This is a genomic window from Streptomyces sp. NBC_01012 (assembly GCF_045162755.1).
Lineage (GTDB): Bacteria > Actinomycetota > Actinomycetes > Streptomycetales > Streptomycetaceae > Streptomyces.
In genome coordinates this window covers 610,803-636,849 of sequence record NZ_CP108688.1, presented here as the reverse complement: position 1 = coordinate 636,849, position 26,047 = coordinate 610,803, and the positions used below count along the sequence as shown (strand labels likewise).

The 26,047-nt window shown below is 69.1% G+C and carries 24 protein-coding genes and 1 riboswitch; of the genes, 15 read left to right on the top strand and 9 right to left on the bottom strand.

Features of this window, described 5'->3' with window-relative positions:
- Nucleotides 1-150 precede the first annotated feature (150 nt).
- The 3 genes from OG623_RS02795 to OG623_RS02785 are packed head-to-tail and all read right to left on the bottom strand — an operon-like array spanning nucleotide 151 to nucleotide 3,023.
- The gene (locus OG623_RS02795; protein WP_406143956.1) at nucleotides 151-999 is read right to left on the bottom strand and encodes a citryl-CoA lyase; all 849 of its coding nucleotides are present in this window, start codon (nucleotides 997-999) and stop codon (nucleotides 151-153) included.
- Complete coding sequence (locus OG623_RS02790) at nucleotides 996-2,201, bottom strand: CaiB/BaiF CoA transferase family protein (protein ID WP_406143955.1); 1,206 nt, start codon at nucleotides 2,199-2,201, stop codon at nucleotides 996-998. The genes OG623_RS02795 and OG623_RS02790 overlap by 4 nt, the downstream gene beginning before the upstream one ends.
- 54 nt (nucleotides 2,202-2,255) lie before the next feature.
- On the bottom strand, nucleotides 2,256-3,023 hold the full coding sequence (locus OG623_RS02785) for an IclR family transcriptional regulator (RefSeq protein ID WP_406143953.1): 768 nt from the start codon (nucleotides 3,021-3,023) through the stop codon (nucleotides 2,256-2,258).
- A 223-nt stretch (nucleotides 3,024-3,246) separates the two neighbouring features.
- Here OG623_RS02785 and OG623_RS02780 point away from each other — a divergent pair, with 223 nt between their 5' ends.
- The 7 genes from OG623_RS02780 to OG623_RS02750 are packed head-to-tail and all read left to right on the top strand — an operon-like array spanning nucleotide 3,247 to nucleotide 11,642.
- A complete protein-coding gene (locus tag OG623_RS02780; protein WP_406143952.1) occupies nucleotides 3,247-4,749 on the top strand; it encodes an aldehyde dehydrogenase family protein in 1,503 nt (500 codons plus the stop codon).
- Complete coding sequence (locus OG623_RS02775; RefSeq protein ID WP_406143950.1) at nucleotides 4,746-6,494, top strand: thiamine pyrophosphate-binding protein; 1,749 nt, start codon at nucleotides 4,746-4,748, stop codon at nucleotides 6,492-6,494. Before OG623_RS02780 ends, OG623_RS02775 begins: the two co-directional genes overlap by 4 nt.
- A gap of 5 nt (nucleotides 6,495-6,499) precedes the next feature.
- Nucleotides 6,500-7,654: an ABC transporter substrate-binding protein gene (locus OG623_RS02770; protein WP_406143948.1), complete on the top strand. Its 1,155-nt coding sequence runs from the start codon at nucleotides 6,500-6,502 to the stop codon at nucleotides 7,652-7,654.
- Between the two features lie 51 nt (nucleotides 7,655-7,705).
- Nucleotides 7,706-8,575, top strand: coding sequence for a branched-chain amino acid ABC transporter permease (locus tag OG623_RS02765; RefSeq protein ID WP_406143946.1), 870 nt, complete (start codon nucleotides 7,706-7,708; stop codon nucleotides 8,573-8,575).
- Complete coding sequence (locus tag OG623_RS02760; RefSeq protein WP_406143944.1) at nucleotides 8,572-10,407, top strand: ABC transporter permease subunit; 1,836 nt, start codon at nucleotides 8,572-8,574, stop codon at nucleotides 10,405-10,407. The genes OG623_RS02765 and OG623_RS02760 overlap by 4 nt, the downstream gene beginning before the upstream one ends.
- The gene (locus tag OG623_RS02755; protein ID WP_406143942.1) at nucleotides 10,404-11,156 is read left to right on the top strand and encodes an ABC transporter ATP-binding protein; all 753 of its coding nucleotides are present in this window, start codon (nucleotides 10,404-10,406) and stop codon (nucleotides 11,154-11,156) included. Before OG623_RS02760 ends, OG623_RS02755 begins: the two co-directional genes overlap by 4 nt.
- 6 nt (nucleotides 11,157-11,162) lie before the next feature.
- Nucleotides 11,163-11,642 carry an FAD-binding protein gene (locus OG623_RS02750; protein ID WP_406143940.1) on the top strand — a complete coding sequence of 160 codons (480 nt, stop codon included), beginning with the start codon at nucleotides 11,163-11,165 and terminating at the stop codon, nucleotides 11,640-11,642.
- Here OG623_RS02750 and OG623_RS02745 read toward each other — a convergent pair.
- Nucleotides 11,566-13,119, bottom strand: coding sequence for a hypothetical protein (locus OG623_RS02745; protein ID WP_406143938.1), 1,554 nt, complete (start codon nucleotides 13,117-13,119; stop codon nucleotides 11,566-11,568). The two genes, OG623_RS02750 and OG623_RS02745, sit on opposite strands and share 77 nt — an antisense overlap.
- A 259-nt stretch (nucleotides 13,120-13,378) precedes the next feature.
- Nucleotides 13,379-13,502: riboswitch (cobalamin riboswitch) on the top strand.
- 138 nt (nucleotides 13,503-13,640) lie between these two features.
- On the opposite strand from OG623_RS02745, the gene OG623_RS02740 reads away from it, so the two are divergent.
- Both OG623_RS02740 and OG623_RS02735 read left to right on the top strand, forming a co-directional pair.
- Nucleotides 13,641-13,991: a (2Fe-2S) ferredoxin domain-containing protein gene (locus OG623_RS02740; RefSeq protein ID WP_406151646.1), complete on the top strand. Its 351-nt coding sequence runs from the start codon at nucleotides 13,641-13,643 to the stop codon at nucleotides 13,989-13,991.
- A gap of 29 nt (nucleotides 13,992-14,020) precedes the next feature.
- Nucleotides 14,021-14,674, top strand: coding sequence for a (2Fe-2S)-binding protein (locus tag OG623_RS02735; RefSeq protein ID WP_406143936.1), 654 nt, complete (start codon nucleotides 14,021-14,023; stop codon nucleotides 14,672-14,674).
- 167 nt (nucleotides 14,675-14,841) lie between these two features.
- On the opposite strand, the gene OG623_RS02730 is transcribed toward OG623_RS02735, so the two are convergent.
- The 5 genes from OG623_RS02730 to OG623_RS02710 form a co-directional block, all read right to left on the bottom strand.
- Nucleotides 14,842-15,987 (bottom strand): glutathione-independent formaldehyde dehydrogenase, encoded by a 1,146-nt coding sequence (locus OG623_RS02730; protein ID WP_406151644.1) that lies wholly within the window; start codon nucleotides 15,985-15,987, stop codon nucleotides 14,842-14,844.
- A gap of 94 nt (nucleotides 15,988-16,081) precedes the next feature.
- Nucleotides 16,082-16,219, bottom strand: coding sequence for a hypothetical protein (locus OG623_RS02725; RefSeq protein WP_406143935.1), 138 nt, complete (start codon nucleotides 16,217-16,219; stop codon nucleotides 16,082-16,084).
- A gap of 128 nt (nucleotides 16,220-16,347) precedes the next feature.
- Nucleotides 16,348-16,818, bottom strand: coding sequence for a hypothetical protein (locus OG623_RS02720; protein ID WP_406143933.1), 471 nt, complete (start codon nucleotides 16,816-16,818; stop codon nucleotides 16,348-16,350).
- 97 nt (nucleotides 16,819-16,915) lie between these two features.
- The gene (gene glpK, locus OG623_RS02715) at nucleotides 16,916-18,433 is read right to left on the bottom strand and encodes a glycerol kinase GlpK (RefSeq protein WP_406143932.1); all 1,518 of its coding nucleotides are present in this window, start codon (nucleotides 18,431-18,433) and stop codon (nucleotides 16,916-16,918) included.
- A gap of 27 nt (nucleotides 18,434-18,460) precedes the next feature.
- On the bottom strand, nucleotides 18,461-19,306 hold the full coding sequence (locus OG623_RS02710; RefSeq protein ID WP_406143930.1) for an MIP/aquaporin family protein: 846 nt from the start codon (nucleotides 19,304-19,306) through the stop codon (nucleotides 18,461-18,463).
- A gap of 575 nt (nucleotides 19,307-19,881) precedes the next feature.
- On the opposite strand from OG623_RS02710, the gene OG623_RS02705 reads away from it, so the two are divergent.
- The 6 genes from OG623_RS02705 to OG623_RS02680 all read left to right on the top strand — a co-directional run bounded on the left by OG623_RS02705 (nucleotide 19,882) and on the right by OG623_RS02680 (nucleotide 26,045).
- Nucleotides 19,882-21,678 carry an ABC transporter ATP-binding protein gene (locus OG623_RS02705; protein WP_406143929.1) on the top strand — a complete coding sequence of 599 codons (1,797 nt, stop codon included), beginning with the start codon at nucleotides 19,882-19,884 and terminating at the stop codon, nucleotides 21,676-21,678.
- 296 nt (nucleotides 21,679-21,974) lie between these two features.
- A complete protein-coding gene (locus tag OG623_RS02700; RefSeq protein WP_406143928.1) occupies nucleotides 21,975-24,053 on the top strand; it encodes an ATP-binding protein in 2,079 nt (692 codons plus the stop codon).
- Nucleotides 24,054-24,060: 7 nt separating this feature from the next.
- A complete protein-coding gene (locus tag OG623_RS02695) occupies nucleotides 24,061-24,495 on the top strand; it encodes a roadblock/LC7 domain-containing protein (RefSeq protein ID WP_406143927.1) in 435 nt (144 codons plus the stop codon).
- A 2-nt stretch (nucleotides 24,496-24,497) separates the two neighbouring features.
- Nucleotides 24,498-24,869, top strand: coding sequence for a DUF742 domain-containing protein (locus OG623_RS02690; protein WP_406143926.1), 372 nt, complete (start codon nucleotides 24,498-24,500; stop codon nucleotides 24,867-24,869).
- Nucleotides 24,847-25,467, top strand: coding sequence for an ATP/GTP-binding protein (locus OG623_RS02685; protein ID WP_362895477.1), 621 nt, complete (start codon nucleotides 24,847-24,849; stop codon nucleotides 25,465-25,467). The genes OG623_RS02690 and OG623_RS02685 overlap by 23 nt, the downstream gene beginning before the upstream one ends.
- On the top strand, nucleotides 25,464-26,045 hold the full coding sequence (locus OG623_RS02680; protein ID WP_406143924.1) for a GAF domain-containing protein: 582 nt from the start codon (nucleotides 25,464-25,466) through the stop codon (nucleotides 26,043-26,045). The genes OG623_RS02685 and OG623_RS02680 overlap by 4 nt, the downstream gene beginning before the upstream one ends.
- Nucleotides 26,046-26,047: the final 2 nt, after the last annotated feature.

Sequence of the window (26,047 nt, the reverse complement as noted above, 5' to 3'; positions counted from 1 at the left end):
CGAAGTTCGGTGCGCGACGGCCCGATGGGCGGCGAGGGTGAGAGAGAGCGGAAAACCGATCTTGGTCCGCTGTGCGGTTTGCAAGACCCGCATGGTGGTCGCCGAGAGGCGCTTCCATACGTTAAGGACGTGGCAGCGGCCTGACAAGGGTCATGACGCGGATTCCTCGTCGGCCCGCGGTTCGGCAGCGTTCAGGCGGGCGGGCAGGACGGATCGAGGGATGGGGCCCTTGTTGCGCCGTCCCTGCCCGGTCTCCTCCCAGGCATGGGCCAGGATGCCGACCGACCGGCTGATGACGAACAAGCCTCTGGCCAGCGGCGCGGGGAAGCCGAGCTCGGCGTAGATGACGGCTGTGGCACCGTCGATGTTCATCGGTACGGGACGGGCACCGGCGCGGCGCCGCCGCAGGGCGCGTTCGACGGCCAGAGCCGCCTGCAGGTGATCACCCGCCACCACTCCGGCGGCCACCGCCTCTTCCGTCAGCCTCAGGAGCGGGTCACGGCGTGGGTCGACGGGATGGAAGCGGTGGCCGAAGCCGGGGAGATAGCGGGAGTGGGCCTGACGCAGCGCCATGACCTCGGTGGCCGCCGTGTCCCAGTCCCGGCCCTCCATGCGCCGGGTGCGGATCTCGTCGAGCATGTCCACGCACTGCTGGCCCGCTCCGCCGTGTACGTCGCCGAGCATGTTGACGCCGGTGGCGACGGCGTTGTTGAGTCCCACCCCGCAGGTCGCCGCCATGCGCGCGGCAGCGATCGAGGGTGCCTGGGGCCCGTGATCCACCCCTGCCACCAGTGCCGCTTCCAGCAGGGCGGACTGCTGTGGCGAGGGAAGGTCTCCGCGCAGCAGGAGCCACAGTGTGTCCACCAGGCCGACCGACCCGATCAGGCCCTCCACGGGCCGTTCCCGCAGCTCGATGGAGCCGGGTTCGATGTGGCTGACAGCGGTGGCCCACCACTGTGCGGCCTCGTCGTGGGCGGATGCGGACGTGGGCGTACTCATGAGCTTGTCGCCTCCTTCGCGGCGCCGGCGGTATCGGACCAGCGCGCTGCGAGCTCGTCCCGTTCGTCGTTGTGCTCACCCAGCAGTGGGGGCGGCGTCCGGGGGAGGAAGGCCTCTCCGTCGAAGAGCACTCCGCTCCCCAGCACGGGCAGGGCGGTGCCCGACGCGTCGGGCCTGCGGAGTTCGGCGATGAACCCGCGGTGTCGCAACTGGGGTTGGGAAAGGGCCTGGGGGACGGTGAGGACGCGTGCCGCGGGGACTCCGGCGGCGTTCAGCAACTGCTCCCACTCCGCCGCCGGGCGTTGTGAGAGCGCCTGGTTGAGAGCGTTGTTGAGCTCCTCGCGATGGGCTTTACGGCTCTCCCGTTCGCCGAAGCGGGGATCGGTGACGAGCTCGGGGGCGCCGACCAGCCGGCACAGGGCCTCGAACTGGCGCTGCTGGTTGGCGGCGATGTTCAGCGGTGCGTCCGCCGTCCGGAAGGTGCCGGAGGGAGCGGCGGTCGCGTTCTGGTCCCCCATCGGCTCCGGGGGCACCCCGCTGACCATGTAGTTCGAGACGGCCCAACCCATGGCCGACAGCGACGTCTCCAGCATGGAGACATCCAGCCGGCTGCCCTGGCCCGTGCGTTCCCGGTGGAGCAGTGCGGCGCTGACCGCGAGGGCCGCCGACAGTCCTCCGGTGGTGTCGCACACCGGAAAGCCGACCCGTAGTGGGGCGGTGTCCGCGGTGCCGGTCACACTCATCATCCCGGAAAGTCCCTGGATGATCTGGTCGTACGCCGGTGCGTCGCTCATCGGCCCGCTCTGACCGAAGCCGGAGATGGAACAGCAGATCAGCCTGGGGTTGATCCGGTCGAGCCGCTCCTGGTCGTACCCCATCCGGGAGAGCACCCCCGCGCGGAAGTTCTCCAGGAGCACGTCGGCACCGGCGAGCATCTCCTCGAAGACCTCTCGGTCGGCGGGGTCCTTGAGGTCGAGCTCCACGGATTTCTTGCCGGCGTTCTGCGCCAGGAAGGAGGCCCCGATCCCGGCACGGTTCAGGCCGGCGTCAGGGCCGAGGTTGCGGGCCAGATCACCTTGCCCCGGGCGCTCGATCTTGATGACCTCGGCCCCGAGAAGCATGAGGTGGTAACTGCAGTACGGCCCTGCCAGGACGTTCGTCAGGTCCAGAACTCGTATGTCGTCGAGCGGTCGCACATCCATGGACGATGTCTCCTCCCGCGGCGCCGTCGGACGGCACCGCTCTCCGGAACGTGGTCAGCCCCGCGGTCCCAGGGGGTGGTCGAATCCTTGCGACATGATCTGCGCGGCCACCTGCATCAGGTCCTGGGCGAACTCGTCGATCGCGTCCTGGGTGATGCGCGCGCTCGGGCCGCTGAGCGAGAGGGAGGCGACGACCGCACCGGACGAGGTGATGAGCGGCACGGCCACGGCGGTGAGGCCGACGTCGCGCTCGCCGTGGCTCACCGCGTAACCCTGCCTCGTGGCCTGATCCGCAGACTCCCGAAGACGCTCTACGTGTGGTTTCCCGTGGGGTGACGCCAGCGCGATCCGCTGAAGCAGTGCGTCGCTCGCACCGCTCAGCAGCACCTTGGACGAAGCGCCGGCCCAGAGCGGGAGCTCATCGCCCACCCGCACCACATGGCGCAGCGGCTGGGGGCTCTCCTGCTGCGCGACACAGACACGGTGCACGTCGCGCCGGATCATCACATTGGCCGTCTCGCCGCGCCGGTCCACCAGCGCGCGCAGCAGCTTGGCCGTCTCCTGCGGCAACTCCCAGCCCTGGTGGGCGAGATGCGCCCAGCGCCACAGGCCAGGGCCTGCCGTGTAGCCCGCGTCCGTGGACCACAGCAGTCCGTATCCCTCCAGCGTCTGCACCAGCCTGACCACGGTGGTCTTCGCCAGCCCTGTCGCCTCCACCATCGTCTTGAGGGAGACGACGGGCTGGTCCTCGGTCAGCAGCGACAGAATGTCCAGGGCCCTGCGCACGCTGCGCACGCCGCCCGATCCTTGCTCGGAATCCATGGTTTCTCCTCCGTGGGTACTGCTGGGGAATTACGGCTGGGTGCCCGTGAGGGGCACACCAGGACGACGTCACTCTGCGCGGTGTCGCACCGATTCGGTGCGAAAGCTGAGAATTCAACTTCTTTCGTTCGGGCTATTGCCAAGCCCAACCGGCGCCCGTACGTTACACGCCAGTCCACAAGGCGGTCTATGAAAACCGCTAGATGGCTTGTCTGGAGACGTGATGCTGGAAGTCATCCTCAAATCCGTCGCCGACGCGGATGTCGTCGACACACTGCCCTTCCTGGCGGGCTCATGGTCCGGTGGCGGACCGGTCGCGGAGCGGACCGGACCCTATCTACGACGCACCGTCAGCAGGGCTCCCACCTCTCTGCCGGCCGAGATCGACCGGGCCGTCGCGGACGCCCGCCGATACGCCCCGCAGGTGGCCACGCTCGCACCGGCGGCACGCGCCGAGATCCTGCAACGCGCATCGACGGCCGCGCTGACCCACCGCGACCGGCTCGCCCAACTGCTGGCCCTGGAACTCGGGAAGCCGGTCAAGGACAGCCGCGTCGAGATCGAGCGGGTCGCCTCGACCTTCGAGGTCTGCGCGGCCGAGGCCCGTCGCATCGACGGGGAGACACTGCCGGTCGCGGGCTGGAACACGGGTGTCGGCAACAGCGCCTTCACCTACCGGGCGCCCGCCGGAGTGGCCCTCGCGATCACTCCCTTCAACGCTCCCGCGAACCTGCTGGCACACAAGCTCGGAGCCTCGTTCGCCGCGGGCAACACCACGCTCGTGAAGGCCCCGCCGCAGGCGCCCGGCATCTCGGCGGCCCTGGTGGCCCTGCTGCTGGACAGCGGACTGCCCCACCAGGCGGTACAACTGCTGCACGGCGGCGGCGACGTAGGTTCCGCCCTCTGCGCGGCCACCGAGGTCGACGTCATCAGCTTCACCGGAAGCGCTGCCACGGGAGCAGCCGTCGCCCGCGCCGCCGGGGCCAAGCGTCTCGCCCTCGAACTCGGAGGGAACGCGGCCACCATCGTCTGTCAGGACGCCGACATCGAGGCGGCGGCGAAGGCATCCGCCAGGACCGGTTACAGCAACTCGGGACAGAGCTGCATCTCCGTCCAGCGGGTGTACGTACACCGCAGCCGCTACGCGGACTTCCTCGACGCCTTCACCGCCGCGGTCGACACCCTGGTCGTCGGTGACCCGATGGACCCGTCGACGGACATCGGATCCATGGTCGACGAGAACGCCGCCGAACGCGTGGTGCGCTGGTCCGCCGAGGCCGAGGGACTCGGCGCCACGGTCCTGCGGGGCGGCACACGTGACGGCGCCACCGCAGCCCCGACGATCATCGCCGGACCGCCGGCGGACGCCTCGGTCGTCGTCCACGAGGTCTTCGGAGCGCTCGTCGCGGTCATGCCGTACGACGACTTCGACACCGTCATCGACGAGTGCAACGCCAGTCGGTACGGGCTGCAGGCAGGCCTCTTCACCCATGACATCAACCGCGTCTTCCTCGCCTGGCGCCGTCTGGAGGTGGGCGGGCTCATCGTCAACGGCACCTCGAACCACCGCCTGGACCACGTTCCGTTCGGCGGGGTCAAGGACTCGGGATTCGGGCGTGAGTCGCCGCGCTGGCTGATCGACGACTACACGGTCGTCAAGACCCTGATGCTCCGCGGCCTGTCCATCTGGGGCGATCGCCACGACCTTACGAAAGAGAGCCAGTGACCACCGTTACCGCAGCTGAAGCCCTCGTCACGCAGTTGGAGTCGTACGGCGTCGAGTATGTGTTCGGGACATGCGGGCACACCAACATCGCGCTGCTCGACGCACTCGGCCCCAGCCCCATCCACTTCGTGATCGCCCGCCACGAACAGGCGGCGGCCCATGCCGCCGACGGCTACGCCCGCGCCTCGGGAAAGCCCGGCGTGCTGCTCACCCATGTCGGCCCGGGCATGATGAACGCGGTCACCGGTGTCGCCACCGCCGCCATGGACTCGGTGCCCCTCGTGGTCATCTCCGGTGACATCCCCTCCTACTACTACGGGCGCCACCCGCACCAGGAGGTCAACCTCCACGCGGACGCCGACCAGACCGCGATCTACCGGCCCTTCTGCAAGCGCGCCTGGCCCGTACAGCGCACCGCGGACCTGCACAGGACCCTGGAACGCGCCTTCTGGACGGCGACGTCAGGGCGCCCGGGCGCCGTGCTGGTCAACGTACCGATGGACCTCTTCTCCCGGCAGGTCGAGCCGTACGCCCCCGGGGCGCACGCCCTGCCCGACAGCTCCCTCCCCGGCATCACCGAGGAGGCAGCCCGGCGCATAGCCCGGAGCCTCGTGGACGCGGAGCGGCCGCTGATCTACTTCGGCGGCGGACTGCGCACGGCGGAGGCCAAGGAGGCACTGCTCGGCCTGGCCGAGCACCTCGACATCCCACTTGCCCACTCCCTCATGGGCAAGGGCACCGTCCCCGACAGGCATCCGCTGCTCCTGGGCATGCCCGGATTCTGGGGACTCGACTCGACCCATGCCCACACCAAGGACGCCGACCTGGTGCTGGCCCTGGCCACACGCTTCGCCGAGACCGACGCCAGCTCCTGGGAGCCCGCCTACACGTGGAACTTCCCGCCGAGCAAGCTGATCCAGATCGACATCGACCCGGCGGAGATCGGCCGCAACTACCCGGTGGAGATCGGGGTGGTGGCCGACGTCGGCCACTCCGTGCGCGCCATCGAAGCCGCCGTGCGCGCTCTGCGGCACGAACCCGCGCGCCGGCCCGGACTGCGCGAGACCATCGCCGTCACCCGCGGCGAACTCTTCGACGCCGCGGCCGAAACGGGTGCGAGCACCGCCTTCCCGCTGCGGCCCCAGCGCATCCTGGCGGACCTGCGGTCGAGCCTGCCGGCCGACGCGATCCTGGTCACCGACGTCGGATGGAACAAGAACGGTGTCGCCCAGTCCTACGATCTCCCGCCCGAGGGCCGCTTCATCACCCCCGGCGGAGCGTCCACCATGGGCTTCGGCCCCGCTGCCGCCGTCGGCGTACAGATGGCACAGCCGCAGCGCACCGTCGTCGCCCTCATCGGGGACGGTGGGATGAGCGCCCAGCTGCCCTCCGTCCCGATGGCGGTGGAGCAGGGCCTGCCCGTCATCTTCGCCGTGATGAACAACCGTGCCCACGGCACCATCTCCGATCTCCAGCGCTCCAACTACGGCCGGGGCTACGGATGCGACTTCACCGGACCTGACGGCCGGCCCTACAGCCCCGACTTCGCCGCGTACGGCAGGTCCTGCGGCGCCGACGGCTACGAGGTGTCCACCGCCGAGGAGCTGGCAAAGGTACTCGCCACCGCGGTGGAACGCCGACGGCCCGCCGTCATCGACATCCCCATGGTCAACGAACCGGTCCCCACACCCGGCCACTGGAACATCAACGACATCTACCGCGGCAACTTCCCCGACGAAGGATGAATCCCATGCGCGCAAGGACCCGAAGCACCCTCAGCATCCCGGCGGCGGCGCTCGGCGTGCTCATCGCCGCGTCCGCGTGCAGTGCCCCCGGCGACTCCGGATCCGACGACGCCGGTGACAGCGGACCCATCAAGATCGCCGTGGTGAACGCCCAGAGCGGCCAGCTCGCCTCGCTCGGCGACTGGGAGGCCAAGGGCGCCAAGCTCGCGATCGAGGAATGGAACAAGAAGGGCGGCATCGACGGCCGCAAGATCAAGCTGACGGTCTTCGACGACCAGGGTGACCCGACCACCGGCACCAACATCGCCCGCAAGCTGGACAGCGGGAACTACACCGCGATGATCGGCACGGCCGAGAGCGCCGTCACGGTCGCCATGGCGCCGATCCTCAGGCAGGCGGAGATCCCCAACATCGCCTCGGGCCAGGCCACCGCCCTCGTCGATGTGAAGAGCCCCTTCCTCTTCCTCAACGGCCCCACCAGCACCACCTATGACGCCACACTGGCCGATTACCTGATCAAGACCAAGAAGTTCAAGAAGATCGCGATGATCTCGAACAACGGGTCCTACGGGAAGGGCGAGCACGACGCCTTCTCCGGGATACTCAAGGACGCGGGTGTCGAACCGGTCACCGACCAGGTCGTCACCACCGACCAGAAGGACTTCAGCGCCGCCCTGTCGCGCATCCGCCAGGCCAAGCCCGACGCCGTCTTCATCGGCTCCGAGGAGGTGGAGGCCGGCCTCATCGTGAAGCAGGCCCGAGACCTCGGCATCACCGCCCCCTTCGCGGGCGCGGCCCCGCAGGGCACCCCGGTCTTCATCGACACCGCCGGCGTCGCGAACGTCGAGGGCACCATCGTCAGCTCCCCCTATCTGAGCAACGAGATCAGCGACGCCGGCCGTACGTTCGCCAAGGCGTACAAGGCCAAGTACGGCAAGGAAGCGGAACTGCACGGAGCCAAGGCGTACGACGGCACCAACATCGTGCTCACCGCGCTGAAGAACAGCGACGTGGCCCGGGGCAAGAAGCTCGCCGACGAGATCCGGGCCACCGAGTACGCCGGACTGCTGGGTGACTTCGCCTTCGACGAGACCGGTGTCGGAATCTTCAGGACCACCATCGGAATCATCAAGAACGGAAAGCTCTCCGCAGCTGAGTAACCAGCCCGTCGAGCCGAGAGCCGGGCTCCGCACCGGCACCAGGGAGCCACCATGCAAGTCACCCTGCAGACCCTCGTCGGAGGTCTCAGCCTCGGGGCGATCTACGCACTGATCGCTGTCGGATTCTCCGTCGTCTACCGCACCATGGGCCTGGTCAACTTCGCCCACGCGGACGTCGCGATGATCGGCGCCTACGCCGCCTCGACCTTCTACCTCACGACACACGTGCCGTTCATCGCCGCCGCTGTCATCTCCATCGTCGTCACCGGCATCATCGGTCTGGTCATCGAGCGGGTCCTGCGCCCGCTGGAGAACAAGGACTTCGACCTGATGCTGATCGGCACCATCGGCTTCGGGACGGTCCTCCAGGCCGCCGCCACGCTCATCTGGGGCACCACCGGGCGGGCCATGCCCTCTCCGATCACCTCAGGACCCATCGTGGTCATGGGGGTCCGCATCCGCACGTACGACCTGATGGTCATAGCGGTGACCGCGGTGGCCGTGGTCCTGCTCACCCTGTTCCTCCAGCGCACCAAGCCCGGAGCCGCCATGCAGGCGGTGGCCATGGACCACGAGGCCGCCACGGCGGTCGGCATCCACGTGGGCCGCAGCAACGCCCTCGCCTTCGCGATCGGCGCGGGTATCGCCGCCCTGGCCGGCAGTCTCGCCGGCCCCATGCTCTATGTCGACGCCGCCCTGGGAGGCGCCCTCGGCGTGAAGGGCTTCGCGGCGGCCATGCTCGGCGGTTTCGGCAGCATTCCCGGAGCGGTGGTGGGCGGCCTGGCCATCGGCGTCCTCGACTCCTACGCCGGCGACCACTTCCAGGGCTACTCCGTCCTGGTCACCTTCCTGGTCTTCACCGTGGCCATCATGATCCGCCCGACCGGAATCTTCGGCGAAAGGACGGTGAGCCGGGCGTGAACGTCCTCAAGTCCAAGCCGACGCTCATCCTGTTGGCATGTGTCGCCGCCTACGCACTGCCCTACGGCCTGAACGGCTACTCGATGCACGTGGTGGACATCGCGATCATCTTCGCCCTCCTCGCCATCGGCATGGGCCTCGTGATGGGCGTCGCGGGCCAGATCAACCTGGCCCAGGTCGCCTTCTTCGGCGTCGGCGCGTACACCACGGCCATCCTCACCACCCACTCCGGCTACGGCTTCTGGGCCGCCGCGATCCTCGGGCTCGCGGCCACGGTCCTGGTAGGACTGCTGGTGGGGCTGCCGGCGTTGCGCATGCAGTCGCACTACCTCGGCATCGTCACGCTCGGCCTGGCACTGGGATTCGTCAACTGGATCACCAATGCGGAGATCACCGGGGGAGCGGACGGCATCTCCGGCATCCCCGTGCCGCCGCTCCTCGGGATCGATCTCGCCGACGAGTACCTCTACTACTACCTGGAGATCGTGGTCTTCGGACTCGCGCTCGCCTTCGGTACCTTCGTCGTGCGGACCCGTCTCGGACGCAGACTCCGTGCCATGCGGGACGACGCCCTGGCGGCAGGTGCCATGGGTGCGGAGATCCCCCTCCTCCGGATGACCGCCTTCCTGCTCGCCAGCGTGTACGGAGGCGTGGCCGGCATTCTCTACGCCGGTCTCATCCGCTACGTCGCCCCCGAGACCTTCAGTCTCACCAACATGTTCCTCCTGCTGGCCATGGTCATCATCGGGGGCCGACGCAGCCTCATCGGCTGTGTCGTGGGCGCCGTGGGCCTTGTACTGATCCGTGAGGCACTCGTCGACTTCGCGGTCTACGCGCAGCTCGGCTACGGCATCGTCGTCGTCCTCATGGTGGTCTTCGCCCCCACCGGCCTGGCCGGTGTCCCGGAGCGGATCCGGCAGGCCGTCCGCCGGCGCAGGAAGAACGACGAGATACGGGCCGCCGAGCTCGGACCCTATCTGCCTGACGCCGCTCCCGGCGACCGGACGCACGACAGCGAGGCGGACGACGGTCCTGCCCTGGAGATCAGCCACGTCACCAAGCGGTTCGGGGCGCTGGCAGCGCTCGACGACGTCACCCTCACCGTGCGGCACGGCGAGATCCGGGGCATCGTCGGTCCGAACGGTTCGGGCAAGACGACTCTGTTCAACGTCATCAGCGGCCTCTACCGGCCCACCGACGGCCGCGTGGTGGCATCGGGCCGGGACGTCAGCAGGGCACGGCCATACCGGCTCTCCCTCTGGGGGATGGCGCGGACGTTCCAGAACCTGCGCCTGTTCTCCCAGATGACGGTCCGCGAGAACATCCTCGTCGTCCTCGACCGGTCCCGCACCACCACGGTCTGGCAGTACGCCCTGTGGCCCGTCGGTGTCCTCACCGAGGAACGCCGCCTGCACGCGGCGGCGGACCGCATCCTGAAGGCGTACGGGCTCACCTCCTTCGCTGACGCCCACCCGCAGTCGCTCCCGTACGGCATCCAGCGGCGGATCGAGATCGCGAGGGCCATGGCGGGAAGGCCTCGCCTGCTTCTCCTGGACGAGCCGGCGGCCGGCCTGAACGGTGAGGAGGTCGGCCAGCTCTCGGCGATCGTGCGCTCCATCCGCGACCAGGGCGTCACAGTCGTGCTCATCGAACACAACATGGGACTCGTCATGTCCCTGTGCGAACGGATCACCGTGCTGGCCGCAGGCGCTGTGATCGCGGAGGGGACACCGGCCGAAGTGGCGGCGACCCCTGAGGTCATCGAGGCGTACCTCGGCGACTCCGCATCGGCCGACATCCCCGTTCCCACCGCACAGGAGATACCGCGATGACGACGAAGACCGGCGGGCCCGCCGCACCCGAATCCGACACCGATCACCTGGCCGTGACCGACCTGACCGTCCACTACGGCGGAGTCTGCGCTGTCAGGTCGGTGGCCCTGAGCGTCGCACCCGGTGAATCCATGGGCATCATCGGCTCCAACGGCGCCGGCAAGACATCCACCCTCAAGGCGCTCATGGGGCACATCCCGCGCACGAGCGGCCGGATCACCCTCGGCGCCACCGACCTCAGCACCGTACGAGCCCGTGACATGGTCCGTCACGGCGTGGGCTACGTGCCGGAGGGCCGCCATGTGTTCTCCGGGCTCTCCGTCGAGAAGAACCTCCTGCTCGGCGCCTACCACCGGTCGTGGAAGGGCGAGACCCAGGACACCCTCGCCCATGTGTACGACCTCTTCCCCATCCTGCGGGACTTCCGTAACCGTGCGGCCGGGGACCTCTCCGGCGGCCAGCAGCAGATGCTGGCCATCGGCCGGGCACTCATGTCCAGGCCCAGGCTCCTGCTGCTCGACGAACCCTCGATGGGCCTCTCGCCGAAACTCATCGAGAACGTACTGGAGATCCTTGTACGCCTGCGTGGCGAGGGGCTCGGGATCCTCCTGGTCGAGCAGAACGCCAAGCTGACGTTCGGAGTGACCAGCCACTGCCTCGTCATGGAGAACGGCTCCATCGCCATGGCGGGCACGTCCGAGGAGCTCGCCCACGACGAGCGGGTCCGGCAGATCTACCTCGGACTGTGAGCACAGATGTACGTCAGGCCGTCCGGCGGCGACGACGCCCTGTGGTTCCCGAGCTCCGTCGGCCGTCGCCGGGACGGTTCCACCGTGGTCTTCCCCCACATCTGGGACCGGGCCAAGCCGGGCATCGTCGCTGTCAACGCCGCGGGACGCCGGTTCGTGGACGAGCCGGTCTCCTACGACCGCTTCGTTCGGGCCATGTATGCCGAGCACGCATCCGTACCGACGATCCCGGCGTGGCTGGTCACCGACGCGCGAACGCTGGCCGCGTACGGACTCGGCGTGGTCCGCCCACACACTCCACGCTTCCTACTCGAACGGCATCTGCGATCCGGCTACCTGCGCACCGGCACGTCCGTGCGCCGTCTCGCGGCCGCGCTCGCTCACCCGGCCCGAGTGACCGTCACCCGGGTCACGGCTTGGCGTACTTCAGTGGGCGCACGTACAGGTCGCCCTGGATGGCCCAGAGCTTCGCCTTGCGCATCGTGATCCTCAGCGCGTAGAAGGAATCGCGATCGAGGTTCATCACGGATGATTTCTCCCACGTAAGCTGATGCCATCCGTTGCTGAGCTCACGGAGCCGGCTGCTGTCGGCTTCGAAGCCGCGTTGGATCACGGTCCCTGCCTGGTCCATCAGGTCCACATCGAGCCACCCGCCGTCTTCGATGTCGATGAGCAACTCGATGTTCTCGCCGAAGAAATTGAGTCCCTGTGTGGTGAGCGAGGACGGCGCGTTTCCGCTACGGCTCCCGTAGCAGGCGAACTTGTCCTTCCTGATGTATCCCCGGCCGAGTGCGGACTCGCGCCAACCGGTGTGTGGGCCCTTTCCGCCCATGTAGTAGAAGTACATCTTGTCGTCGATTTCCACGGGGGTCGAGGAGAAGATGACGCTGCTGTCGAAGTCTCCGCGCGGGTACTTCCCCATGCCCTTGCCGTGTGGGATGAACGTGCTGTCATCGAGAGCGACGTCGTTCCACTCGGTGAGGTTGGTGGACCACTGCAGTGCCAGGTCGACGGTGTCGTGGTACGGAAGAGTGGTGTCGCCGTCCCGGTACAGCGAGGCGAGCCCGAGGTAGAGGTCGCCGTACTCGAAGACCGGCATCGAGTAGATCTGCGAGTCGAACCCGTTGCCCCGGTGGACCTCGACCGGTTTCGACCAGTTGATGAAATCCTTGGACCGCGACATGGCGGATACCCGGATATTGCTGTCCCACAGGCGTGTGATCAGGACGTACTCATCTGTACGCGAGTCGCGGAAGACCAGGTTGTGGCAGTCCGCTCCTGGAGAAGGGCTGTTGGCAGGCCAGGGCTTCAAATCGCTGAAGTGAATGCCGTCGGACGAGAATGCCACGCACAGCGAGGTTCCGCCGGCTTCGCGCAGCGTGATCAGCTTGTACCGACGGGTGGGGTCGGGGTCTGCGGGGTCATGGAGGACGGATGTGCCCTGAACGTTTTCGAACAGGATGTTGTTGTCCTTGCTGCCTTCGAAACCGACCAGGCCCAACATGGGCTTCGTCCAGTGCACACCGTCAATGGACTCCGCGTAACAACACCCGGTTTTTCTGTCGGCGATGACGTAGTCCTGTCCGCGTCTTTTCTCCGGAGGAGTGTTGAGTGATGCGGGGTCGCGGAGGAAGAGTGTGTAGTAGCAGCGGAACTTCTTGTGATCGGCATCCCAGAAGACGTTCGGGTATCCATTGTCGAAGCGCGGCTCCCACGGCAACCTGGGATGCTCGAATATCCCTTCCCTGAACAGGGGGTTGTGCTTCTCGTCCTTGACGAAACCGCCCATCTCGATCCGGCAGTTCGCCATTCCCTGGTGACCGTTCCAGAGGCCGGTGTCGAAGGCGAAGTACTTGTGCGGCCGGCTCGTCGGATCGGCCGGTCGTGATCTGCCGGCCGTGGGGGCGGCCGACGGACTCGCCGTCGCCGGTTCCGCCGCGGCGAGGATGCCCGCGGCGCCCATCGCCGTCGTGGCCAGGCCTCCGACCACTACGCCCCGCCTGGTGACTCCGCTGAAGGGTTCGTCGCTCATGCGCTCTCCTCGGCTTGGCACAAACTCATTGAACCGGACAGCAGACGTAAGATGTCTGCTGTTTGGTGGTCAGGCTCGCAGTGGCCGACATGGAGTGCAAGACCCTGGCGCCCACTTTGTGGATGCCGTCGACCGGCGGGCCCGGCACCGGCAGGATGCGATGATGGCTGCGACAGGGCGACGGCGGTCCGAGGAAGCCGGTGAGAATCCGGCGCGGTCCCGCCACTGTGATCGGCGAGCGGATCCCGGCAACTCCACCACCCCGCAGGGGCGGGAAGGACGGGACGAGTGGTGACCCGAGAGCCAGGAGACTCACGCGGTCGCCTCCTCGATGGACGCCGGGGCGGATCTCCCCGGAGAGAGGGCGGTTCAGCGTGCCTGAGAAGCCGGACGAAGGAACCTTGGCCGAGGCCGAGGCCGAGGCCGAGGGGACAGGGGCGGCGGCCGGCCAGGTGCCGTGCCGGATCGTCGTGTGCCGTGACTGTTGCTGCGGCACCGCCAAGGTGAGCGGAATCGATCACGCCGCGCAGACGGCACGTCTACGCTCCGAGGCACCCGTACGTGTCTCCGAATGCCTCGACGTGTGCGACCAAGCCAACGTTGTCGTGGTGCAACCCTCCTCCGCCGGCCGGGCAGCCGGCGCCAGGCCGGTGTGGCTGGGGCTCGTCAACGATCCCCGAGCCACCGAGGACATAGTGGACTGGGTGCGCGCCGGCGGTCCTGGCATCGCCCCCAAGCCCGAGATTCTCGACCTGTACGCCTGCCTGCCGCCCGGCGCCGCGCGGTCTCCGAGAGTCCCGTGAAGGATTCCGTTCGGGCACCCGGGGCGGTCGTGGCAGAGGCCCTGGACGATGTGGCGGCCATCGGGGGCTTCTTCGCCCTGCGCGTCGGAGGGGATGACGAGGGCTGGTGTCCCGTGGACCACTTCTACAGCCATGGCTTCGCCGACCTGTCCACCGCCGTTGCCGCCCGATACCGCACCACCGAGCTCCGCGTCGGAGTCTCCATCGCGCACCTGGGGTACGCCGCCCGTCTCTGGTCGCCCGTGCTGGCCTGCGTGCTGCTGCACGGAATCGTGCCGGACCTGAGAGCGTTGCAGCGCGCCGACGACAGCTCGGAACTCAGGCTGCCCGAGCCCGCCGGCTGGTATGCCGACTCGCTGTCCGACCGTACGGGCAGCCTGTACGCCGAGGTGATGCGGCACCTCGACGGCCTGCGCGCCGGCTTGCACGTCAAGGTCGCTCCGCGCCTGCTGTACGGGAACGCCGCGTCCGCGTTGGCCGGATCAGGCGGCGTGCTGCTCTCCGCCCACCCACATCTGCGTGCTCCGCTCGGCGAACTCCTCACGGATCTGCTCGGCAGGGGACAGCTCGCCGGTACGGGGCAGTTGACCGGGCCGGACCTGGCTTTCCGCCGTCGCAGCTGCTGCCTCTACTACCGCACTCCGAGCGGCACGACATGCGGGGACTGCTGTTTCGCGGGCTGAGACGAGACGGGGCACCCCCTCGGGGGTGGCGCTCTCCGTCCCGAAGGTCGCTTTCACATCTGCCGCCTCCCGCGCCGGCCGTCCCCGGCCCCGGCCGAGGGCCGGTGTGCACGGCCTGCATCGCGGGACGTCGGCCGTGCACCGGCTCGGCGCATCGGGGGTCGGGATCAGGCGGCCTTCAGGCCGGGCTTGAGCACGACCTTCGAGTACCCGTCCTCGCGCTTGTCGAACCGCTGGTAGGCGTCCTGGGCATCCTCCAGCGGCAGCCGCTTGGAGACGACGAAGCTCGGCTCGGCGCGGCCGGCGACGATGAGGTCGCGCAGCTGCTGGTTGTAGGCCTTGACGTTCGCCTGGCCGGTCGCCATCCGCAGCCCCTTCTCCCAGAACTTGCCGACGTTGAACAGCAGTCGGCCGTGCGCGGCGTCCTCGTTCGGCGCGCCGGGATCGGAGGGCACGTAGAGGCCGACCACCCCGAGCATCCCGGTGGCCCGGACGCTCTGGACGAGGGTGTTGAGCACGACCGCCGGCTGTTCCTCGCCCTCCTGCACGGTGGCCTGGTATCCGACGGCGTCGATGCCCTTGTCGGCACCGGCCCCGTCGGTCAGCTCGATGATCTGCTCGGCCGCGTCGACCTTGCTGTAGTCGACGGGCACCGCGCCGATCTGCTCGGCCAGTGCCAGGCGGCTCGGCACCTTGTCGACGCTGAACACCTTCGACGCCCCTCGCAGAACCGCGGAGTAGGCGGCCATCAGCCCGACGGGACCGGCGCCGGAGACCACCACCGTCTCGCCCGGGCTGACCTGCGCCAGCTCCGTGGCGTGGTACCCGGTGGGGAAGATGTCGGCGAGCATCGCGAAGTCGTCCTCGTGCTCGGTGCCGGGCGGCAGTCGCAGGCAGTTGAAGTCGGCGAACGGCACACGCAGGTACTCCGCCTGCCCGCCGGTGTACGGGCCCATCGACACATAGCCGTAGGCGCCCCCGGCGAAGCCGGGGTTGACGGTCAGACAGAAGGCGGTGCGGCCGGCCAGACAGTTCCTGCAGAAGCCGCAGGCGACATTGAACGGCATGCTCACCCGGTCACCCGGCTTGACACCGGCAACGCCCGGTCCGACCTCCTCGACGATCCCCATGTTCTCGTGCCCGAAGACGATCCCGGCCTCCGCCGCGGTCCGACCCTCGTACATGTGCAGGTCGGAGCCGCAGATAGCGGTCGACGTGACCCGGACCAGGGCGTCGTTGGGGTCCAGGATGCGGGGGTCGTCGACCTCTTCGACGGCGACTTCGTACGGTTCCTTGTAGACGACGGCCTTCACCATGCGCTCCTCTCCACCGAGTCGGCAGCGACGCGAGGTTCCCGCCGTCCCACCAGCTCAGCCGATCGGCCGGCCAATGGCCGGACACTTCGCTTCAAGGGGTCGACACCGGGCGGCTCTCGTCCCGGCGGACCATCTGCGCGACCTCGATCCGCTTGACCTCGATCCGCTTGACCTCGGTTCGCTCGACCTCGATCCGCGCGACCTTTCGAGGACTCGACTTCTCTCCCACCGTGCCACACATCCCTCCGGACGTCGTGACGGAGACGGCCGGTGGCCCACTCCGTCGTCACGGCCTGAGCCGTGCGGAGTGGGCCACCGTGTGGGCCATCGTGTGTGGGGCCGGTCGAAGCCGAGAGATCAGCGCCGGCACCTGCGTCGGCGGCGGTGGGAGCACCGGGACACCGCCATGCCCGTGCGGGGCGGCCCCGCGCTCAGGAAGCCGAGCCCGATGCCGAGCATCCAGGTGTCCTTGGCCAGCGGCACACCGTCCTGCGTGGGGCGCAGGCCGCCCTCCTCCCGCATGCCCGGGACCCGTAGATACAGGCCGACGAGCGCCCCGGAGAAGCCGGTCAGCGCCAGCCCGGCCAGCCGGGTCGGTACGAACGGGGCGAGGAGCGCCCCTCCGACGGCGATCTCCGTACAGGCGAGCAACCGGGTGAAGCGCCCGGGTTCGAGCTTCTCCAGGAACGGATACGCCGTACAGGCCATTCCGTGCAGTCCCTGCGCGGTGCCTTCGTCCGCCTTCAGCTTGGTCAGGCCGGAATTCAGGATGAACGCGCCGGTAGCGAGGCGTGGGGCCACATCACGTGGCTCGAACACCTTGGTCATCGAACCTCCAGAGATCTGTTCGGCAACCCCTCGTCGCGCACGGCCGGCCGGAGCCGGGGCACACATGAGAGGCGAGGACGTTGTCCTGACACGGCGGTCAGGGGACCTGCACCCAGTCGAGCGTGCGTTCCACGGCCCGCTTCCAGCCCGCGTAGCCCTCCGCGCGCTGCTCCTCGGTCCACTCGGGCGACCACCGCTTGGATTCCTGCCAGTGGGTGCGCAGTTCGTCGGTGTCCCGCCAGAACCCGACCGCCAGCCCCGCCGCGTAGGCGGCGCCGAGAGCCGTCGTCTCGGCGACCACGGGGCGGCTGACCGGAACGCCGATGACGTCCGCCTGGATCTGCATGCAGAGGTCGTTGGCGGTGACGCCGCCGTCGACCTTGAGCACGTCCAGGTGCACACCCGAGTCCTGCTCCATGGCCTCGACGACATCGCGGCTCTGGTAGCAGATGGACTCCAGCGTCGCCCGCGCCAGATGGGCGTTGTCGTTGTACCTGGCCAGGCCGACGATGGCTCCGCGGGCGTCGGAGCGCCAGTACGGGGCGAACAGGCCCGAGAACGCGGGGACGAAGTACATGCCGCCGTTGTCCTCGACCGTACGGGCGAGCTCCTCGCTCTCCGGTGCGGACTTGATGATCTTCATCTGGTCACGCAGCCACTGCACCGCGGACCCGGTCACGGCGATGGAGCCCTCCAGCGCGTACACCGCGGGGCTGTCGCCGAACTGGTAGGCCACGGTGGTGAGGAGGCCGTGCTGGGAGCGGACCAGCTCGGTGCCGGTGTTCAGCACCAGGAAGTTGCCGGTGCCGTAGGTGTTCTTCGCCTCTCCGGGCGCGAAACAGACCTGGCCGACGGTGGCCGCGTGCTGGTCGCCGAGTACCCCGGTGATGGGCACGGCGCCGCGCAGCGGCCGGGAGGTGCGTGTCGAGCCGAAGGCTTCGGGGTGCGACGAGGGATTGATGGTGGGGAGCATGGCCCGGGGGATGCCGAAGATCCCGAGGAGCTCCTCGTCCCAGTCGAGGGTCTCCAGATCCATCAGCATGGTGCGGCTGGCGTTGGTCACGTCGGTGGCGTGGATGCCGCCGTCGGGACCACCGGTCAGGTTCCACAGCACCCAGGCGTCCGTGTTGCCGAAGATGGCGTGGCCGGCCTCCGCCGCTTCCCGTACCCCGTCGACGTTCTCCAGGATCCACTGGATCTTGCCCCCGGAGAAGTAGGTCGCGGGCGGCAGCCCGGCCTTGCGCCGGATGATGTCGCCCTGCCCCGTACGTTCGAGGTTCGCCGCGATCGCGTCGGTCCTGGTGTCCTGCCACACGATGGCGTTGTAGTACGGCCGTCCGTTGCGCGGATCCCAGACCACCGTGGTCTCACGCTGGTTGGTGATACCGATGGCCGCCAGGTCGTCCGCCGTCAGACCGCCGAAGCGAAGGGCGTTCTGCATCACCGAGTTGGTGCGCTCCCAGATCTCCACAGGGTCGTGCTCCACCCAGCCTGAGCGGGGGAGGACCTGGGCGTGCTCCAGTTGGTGCTTGGCGACCTCGTTGCCGCCGTGGTCGAAGACCATGAATCGGGTGCTGGTGGTTCCTTGATCCACCGCGCCGATGAAGTCTGCCATGATGTGCCACCTCTCCGGTCGGTGTCGTCATTCCTGGGAGGCCGGGACGCGGCCCGGCGGCTCGGGTTCCGCGTCGGGCAGGAACCGGCTGATCATTCCCTTGTACAGTCCCGCGCCCAGCACACCGCCGACCAGTGGGCCGAGGATGGGCACCCAGAAGTACAGATTTCCGTACTGATCGCGCCAGGCCCCGTTGTACCCGGTGATGAAGCTCGCCAGCCGGGGGCCGAAGTCACGGGCCGGGTTGATCGCGTAGCCCGCGTTGGTCCCCCACGCCATACCGATAGCGACCACGACCAGCCCGATGATGAACGCGCCCAGGTTCGCGCCCGGCGGCGTGTTGAGCATGTCGGTGATGGCCAGGATCAGCAGCAGCAGGATGGCGGTGCCGATCACCTGGTCGCGGAACGCGCCCCACTCGTGCACCGGCAGTGCCGTGTTGCCGTTGGCCGGGAGGGTGGAGAACACCGTCTGTGTCTTGAACGTGTGCCCGGGGTCGGCCTTCGCCAGCGCCTCGCTGTAGTTCCAGCGGACCAGCAGGGCGGCGACGAACGCCCCGGCCGTCTGGGCCACCGCGTACGGAGCGACCTTCCGCCAGGGGAAGCCCTTGAACGCGGCGAGCCCGAGGGTCACCGCGGGGTTGAGATGGGCGCCGCTCAGCCGCGCCGCCACGTAGACGCCCAGGGTGACGCCCAGCCCCCACGCCCAGGCGATGCTGTCGTGGTCCCCGAGTCCACCCGCCGGGTCGGTCAGGGCCCCGCCCGCGTTCACCTGCGCCACGACACCGCATCCGAAGAGGATGAGGATCATCGTGCCCACGAACTCTGCCGACAGCTCGCCGATCAGCCCGTGCTTGGCGATTCGCCCAGCCATGGGAGCTCACTCTCCGCCGGCTGAACCGGCCCTCGACTACCCAGCAATGTCAGTAGGCTAGGACGGCTCACGAAAGTGCGCATATCAGGATGCATCCTCCATGGCAGTCGGGTTATCGCGCCGTTGACGTCCCGCCCGCCCGGGGAGGCGAGGGCCGCGTCCGCACCCGTGACCACCACGGTGTCCGGGTATGCGTGCGGTGTACGCAACGAAGCCCCGTTGTGCAGGTGACCTTCCCAAGTCTCCTTCGCCCAACGGGGCTTCGATGTGCTCCGAGTCTGCCACCGTCCGGCGGGCCGCCTCGCCCATCCGTCAGCCTGGTGTGACCGGGGGTCGGTCGCTGTGCCCGTGGGTACTGGCCGATCCGCGGTACCGGGGCGGAAAACGTCACTCGATCGTGGTCGTCACGGGCGGACCGTGAGGCCGTCCGGGGTGCGCCTCTGTGTGCGGTCCGGGGCGCGCGTCCCTGTGCTCCGTCCGGGGTGTGCGTCCCGGTGCCGGGGCGGGGGTGATTCCCGGTCTCCTCCCGTGAGACCGGGTTGTCGGCGGGGGTGTGAGCGGGGTGGGATACTCCCATGGAGAAAGCGCTTTCTCAGTCCTCCGCCGAACCCCTGGCGCCCTTCGACCACCTCGATCACCGCTACCGGGGCGAGAACCCGCTCCGCACCCTCGCGCATCTGTTCCGCCCCGACCGCGGCCGGCTGGCCGTCGCGGTCGCCGTCTTCGTCGTGAAGCACAGCCCGATCTGGCTGCTGCCACTGATCACCGCCACCGTCCTCGACGTGGTCGTCCAGCACGGTCCCGAATCGGGGATATGGAAGGCCACCGGTGTCCTGCTGTTCATCCTCGTGATCAACTACCCGCTCCACCAGTGGTACGTCCGGTTGCTCGGCGGCAGCATCCGGCGAACCGGCACGACCCTGCGCTCGGCACTCTGCCGCCGTATGCAGCAGCTCTCCATCGGCTATCACGCGCGGGTCAGTTCGAGCGTTCTCCAGGCCAAGGTGGTCCGCGATGTCGAGACCGTGGAGCAAATGGTCCAGCAGAGCTCGGACATGGGCCTCGGCGCCGTCGTCACGCTGGTGGGCGGGCTCGTCGTCATCGGAGTGCGGGTACCCGAGTTCCTGCCCCTCTTCCTGGTCGTGGTGCCCGCCGCCGGATTCCTCGTGATGAAGCTGCGCAGCCGACTGCGCACCCACAACGAGTCCTTCCGTCGCGAGGTCGAACATCTCTCCTCCCGCGTCGGGGAGATGACCACCCTCATTCCCATCACCCGGGCCCACGGTCTGGAGCGGACCGCGCTCGGCCGGGTCGACGGGTCGCTGCGCCAGGTCTTCGCGGCCGGGCTGCGCCTGGACATGATCAACGGCCGCTTCGGTTCCCTGGCCTGGGTCATCCTCAACACACTGGGAGTGCTGTGCCTTTCGGGTTCCGCCCTGGTCGCCTACCACGGCTGGATGCCCGTCACCGCCGGCGACGTGGTGATGCTCAGCTCCTTCTTCACCGTACTGACCGGCTCCGTGACGACCCTGCTGGGCCTGGCTCCCCTCCTCACCAAGGGTTTGGAGTCGGTGCGTTCGGCGGGTGAGGTGCTACAGGCACCCGACCTGGAGAACAACGCGGGCAAGGCGCGGGTCGAGAGCGTTGTCGGTCGCATCGACTTCGAGGAGGTCGGGTTCGCCTACGAGGAGGGGGAGCCGGCCGTCGAGGCGTTCACTCTGTCCGCACGCCCGGGCGAGACCATCGCGCTGGTCGGGGCCTCGGGTGCGGGCAAGTCGACGGTGCTCAACCTGCTCATCGGGTTCATCAGGCCCACCTCGGGCCGCATCCTGCTCGACGGGACCGACATGGCGGGGCTCGATCTGCGGACCTATCGGCGCTTCCTCTCGGTGGTGCCCCAGGAGTCGATCCTCTTCGAGGGCAGCATCCGCGAGAACGTCACCTACGGCATGGGGGACACGGACGAGGAGACGCTGATGCGCGCTCTGCGGGACGCCAACGCGCTGGAGTTCGTGAACGGCCTGCCGCGCGGTCTCGACACGGTCATCGGGGAACGCGGCGCGCAGCTGTCGGGCGGTCAGAAACAACGTCTGGCCATCGCCAGGGCGCTGATCCGTGATCCGAGGGTACTGGTGCTCGACGAGGCCACCTCCGCGCTCGACAACCGTTCCGAGGCGCTCGTGCAGGAGGCGCTCGGCAGACTTGTGCACGGACGGACGGTCTTCGTCGTCGCCCACCGTCTCTCCACGATCCAGGGGGCGGACCGCATCGTGGCGATGGAGGGCGGCAGGATCTCCGAGGTGGGCACGCACGAGGAGCTGCTGAACACGGACGGCGTGTACGCGGGGCTCCAGCCGGCCCGTCCGAGGTGAGGCGGCCGACCCGCCCGATTCGTATGTGAGATCGATGTCCGGCCGCCCGTGCGGAGTGGGGGACGGGTGGATTCGGCTGTCCGTGCGACGCGTCATACCAGAGCGGGACGCCTGGCGGGCAACTTCGACAACTGCACGCCGGTCGCAGGCGATTGACGACTACCGTGTGTGTCCGGCGATCAACGGTGGGCTCCTATCGGTCGAGCCTGCCCAGCCGTTGACCCGGGCCTGACCGACCACCGTAGGTGTCACCACACGAATGCCGATTCCTGGTGCCCCACGTACCGAGGACGATGATGTCTCAACTTCGCGCACCCACCGCGCGACCGGAACGCCGCGAAGGCGGGCGGCACGGCCGTCCGGGTGGCCGTTCACACTCGGCCGCGAGCCGGCCGCGCGCCGCGCAGCCCGCTCCCGACAGTCGGCTGCGACCACAGCTGCTGCGCACCGCCCTCCTGCCGACCGTGGCGGCCCTGCTCAGCGGAGCCGCGGCCGTCATCTTCACCGTCAGGGCCTCCGGGGTGCGCCCGTCCGGCAGTCTGCTGGCGGCGCTCGGCGGATCCGGAGCGCTGGCGGTGGCAGCCGTCGCGGCGGCCTTCATGGGCGCGGGCCGGGTCGCCTCCGGGGTACAGGAGCGCGCCCTGGCACTGCGGCGGACCCTCGCCCAGCACCACGCCGAGCTCCAGGGCGTCGTGGAACAGCTCCGCGACGGCGACCCGCTGCCCGCCCGCCGGCCCACGCCTGCCGCCGCCGACGACGCGGACGTCTTCGAGCTTCTCGCCCAGGAGATGGGCCGCTCGCAGGACGACGCGGTGGCGGCCGTTGTCCAGGCCTCGCAGCTGTTCCGCAGCAACGGCAACGAGCAGAAGGTCGAGGTCTTCGTCAACCTGGCCCGTCGACTTCAGTCCCTCGTGCACCGCGAGATCCAGATCCTCGACGAGCTGGAGCACGAGGTCGAGGATCCCGACCTGCTCAAGGGCCTCTTCCACGTGGACCATCTGGCCACCCGGATCCGCAGGCACGCCGAGAATCTCGCCGTGCTCGGCGGTGCGGTCTCACGGCGGCAGTGGAGCAACCCCGTGACGGTGACCGAGGTGCTGCGCTCGGCGATCGCCGAGGTCGAGCAGTACCCACGGGTCAAGCTGGTCCCGCCGATCGACGGCACCCTGCGCGGCCACGCCGTCGCCGACGTGATCCACCTCCTCGCCGAACTCGTCGAGAACGCCACGGTGTTCTCCGCCCCGCACACCCAGGTCCTGTTGCGCGCGCAGCGGGTCACCGCCGGGCTCGCTCTCGAGGTGGAGGACCGGGGGCTCGGTATGCCGGGACCCGAGCAGAAGCGCATGAACACCCTGCTCGCCGACCCCGACCAGGTGAACGTCGCCCATCTGCTGCAGGACGGGCGGATCGGGCTGTTCGTGGTCGCCTCGCTGGCCCGCAGACACGGCATCGCCGTGCGCCTGCAGAGCAATATCTACGGAGGCACGCAGGCGGTGCTCGTACTGCCCGAGATCCTCCTGGGCATCGACATCGACGCCACCGCGGAAGCCGGTACGGCGCAGGTCATGCCGCCCGGGGCCCATGACGCATCGCCCTCGGCCCCGCCGCAGGAGGGCCGGCCCCCGGGGGACCGGCCCCAGGAGGTGCCGCCGCCGCTGCGTGCCGAGCGGGTCGACCGGCCGAACCTCGCCGCGCCCCCGCCGGAGGTCAGATCGGCCGAGACCGGCACACCGGGCGAGCCGGGCCCGTCGGCCGGAAGTATCCCCCCGGCAGGAACCGTCCCGTCGGCCGGAGTCATCCCCTCGGCCGGAACCGTCTCCTCGGCAGGGTCCGCGCCCTCCGTCGAGCCCGCTCCCTCCGCCGGACCAGGACCCGCCGCCGGGGCCGTCGCGTTCGTCCGGTCCACCGTGGACAGCGGCGTCATCGTCGAAGCGCCCCCGGCCGCAGCCGCCGGTCCCGAGCGCCCCCAGCTCCCCAGGCGCAGCAACCAGGAACACCTGGTGCCCCAGCTCAGGGAGGCCCCCGTCCCGCGCACCGAGGACGAGAACGCCCTGCACGACCCCGGTCTGATGGCGGCCTTCCGGCGCGGGGTCGACCTCGCCGAGGCACAGACCGCCGATGAGCCGGACACCGCGGACGCCTACAGCGCACCGGAGGCGGTGAACGCCTACGGCGCTCCGGATGCCGGGCCCGTGGTCACCGCCCCCGGCTCCACTCCGACCATCGGGGCGCAGCGGGCCCACGGCCTGGCGCCGCTGCCGTTCCGTTCCCCCGCGACCGGTACGACAGCCGGCGCGGAGCGGGCGGAACCGGAGCACAGGGAACCGCAGCAGCCCGAACCGGATCAACGAACCGAGAACATGTTCAAGGAGTAGATGCACCATGACGAGCGATATGCCGTCCGGTCAGGTCTCGGACCTCGACTGGCTGCTCAGTGGCCTGGTCCAACGCGTGCCCTACACGCGCAGCGCCGTCCTTCTCTCGGCGGACGGCCTGGTGAAATCCGTCCATGGCCTGGACCCCGACAGCGCCGACCACATGGCGGCCCTGGCCGCCGGCCTGTACTCGCTCGGCCGCAGCGCCGGCGCCAGATTCGGTGACAACGGAGACGTACGCCAGGTCGTGGTCGAGCTCGACTCGACGCTCCTGTTCGTCTCGACCGCCGGCTCCGGCACCTGTCTCGCCGTCCTCGCGGGCCGCGAGGCGGACGCCGCCGTCCTGGGCTACGAGATGGCCATGCTGGTCAAGAGCGTGCGCCCCTACCTGATGACGCCGCTCCGGCAGCCGGCCGGAGCGCCGTTCACCCCGGGGCTGTGAGGATGCCGGCCCCGCAGGACGGGCCGTTGCTCGACGACGCGGCCGGCCGGCTCATCCGCCCGTACACCGTGAGCAACGGCCGGACGAGGCCGACCACCGTGCTCGACCTGCTCTCCCTGGTGATGGCCACGGGGAGCGAGCCCCAGGGCCATCTCGGCCCGGAACACACCGTGGCCCTGGAGCTCTGCGGAGGACCCACGTCCGTGGCGGAGATCGCCGCCCATCTCCGGCTGCCCGCCGTCATCACCAAGGTCCTTCTGTCCGACCTGGTCGACTGCGGGGCGGTCACCGCGCACGCCCCCGCGTTCCATGACATGCCAACCGACCGATCCCTGCTGGAGGCAGTGCTCGATGGTCTACGACGACAGCTCTGACAGCTCCGGAAGCTCCGAATTCTTCCCCGTGGCCCTCAAGATCCTGGTCGCGGGTGGTTTCGGCGTCGGTAAAACGACGTTCGTGGGGGCCGTCAGCGAGATCGCACCGCTGAGTACGGAGGAGCTCCTGACGCAGGTCAGTGCGGCGACCGACAGCCTCGAAGGCATCGAATCCAAGTCGGCGACCACTGTGGCCATGGACTTCGGCCGGATCACGCTGTCCGATGAGCATGTGCTCTACCTCTTCGGCACCCCGGGCCAGGAGCGCTTCTGGTTCATGTGGGACGAGTTGTCGAAGGGCGCCCTGGGGGCGATCGTGCTGGCGGACACGCGCCGGCTGGCCGAGTGCTTCCCCGCCGTCGACTTCTTCGAGCGCCGTGGCATCGGATTCGTCGTCGCCGTCAACGAGTTCGACGGCGCCTACCGCTACGAGCCGGAAGAGGTGAGGGCGGCGCTCGATCTCGGGCCCGCGGTGCCGGTCGTCCTCTGTGACGCGAGGATCGCCAGCTCGGGCACCGGGGCGCTGGTCACGCTCGTCCAGCACCTCATCAACGCCACCGCACCGGCGCCGCTCTCGGGTTTCGGAGCCCATCCGTGATCCCGTACGGGACGGACAGGCCGCTGCTCACCCCCGTGGACCGTGACGGGTCCCGCCGGGGCGCACAGCTGCGGAGGCTGGGCCTCGGAGTGCGCCCCGACGCCTCGTTCGACAGCTTCGACGCCCTCGCCGACCGGGTGGCCGAGGTGACCGCGACGCCCTACTCGATAGTCAACTTCATCGACGAGAACCGGCAGTTCTTCGCCGGGCTGCACACCCCCGTCGGTATCAGCGGCGGAACCGGGCTCGGCGCGGTCGCAGCGGCCGGAGGCAGCGGAAGCCGCCATCTGGCCCGGGACCACGGGTACTGCCCGCATGTGCTGGTGCGGCGCAGGGCGCTGGTGCTCGAGGACGTCTGCGACTACCCGCGCTTCGCGGGCAACCCCGTGGTCGACGGCATGGGGATCCGCTCCTACCTCGGGGCCCCGCTCATCGATCGTACGGGCGTCGCGCTCGGCACTGTCTGCGCGGTGGACACGGTGCCGCGTGCCTGGGGCCGGGCAGGGCTGGACACCATCAAGCTGCTGGCCCGCGAATGCGTCGCGCAGATCGAGCGCCGGAGGTCACCCGGACCCTGAAC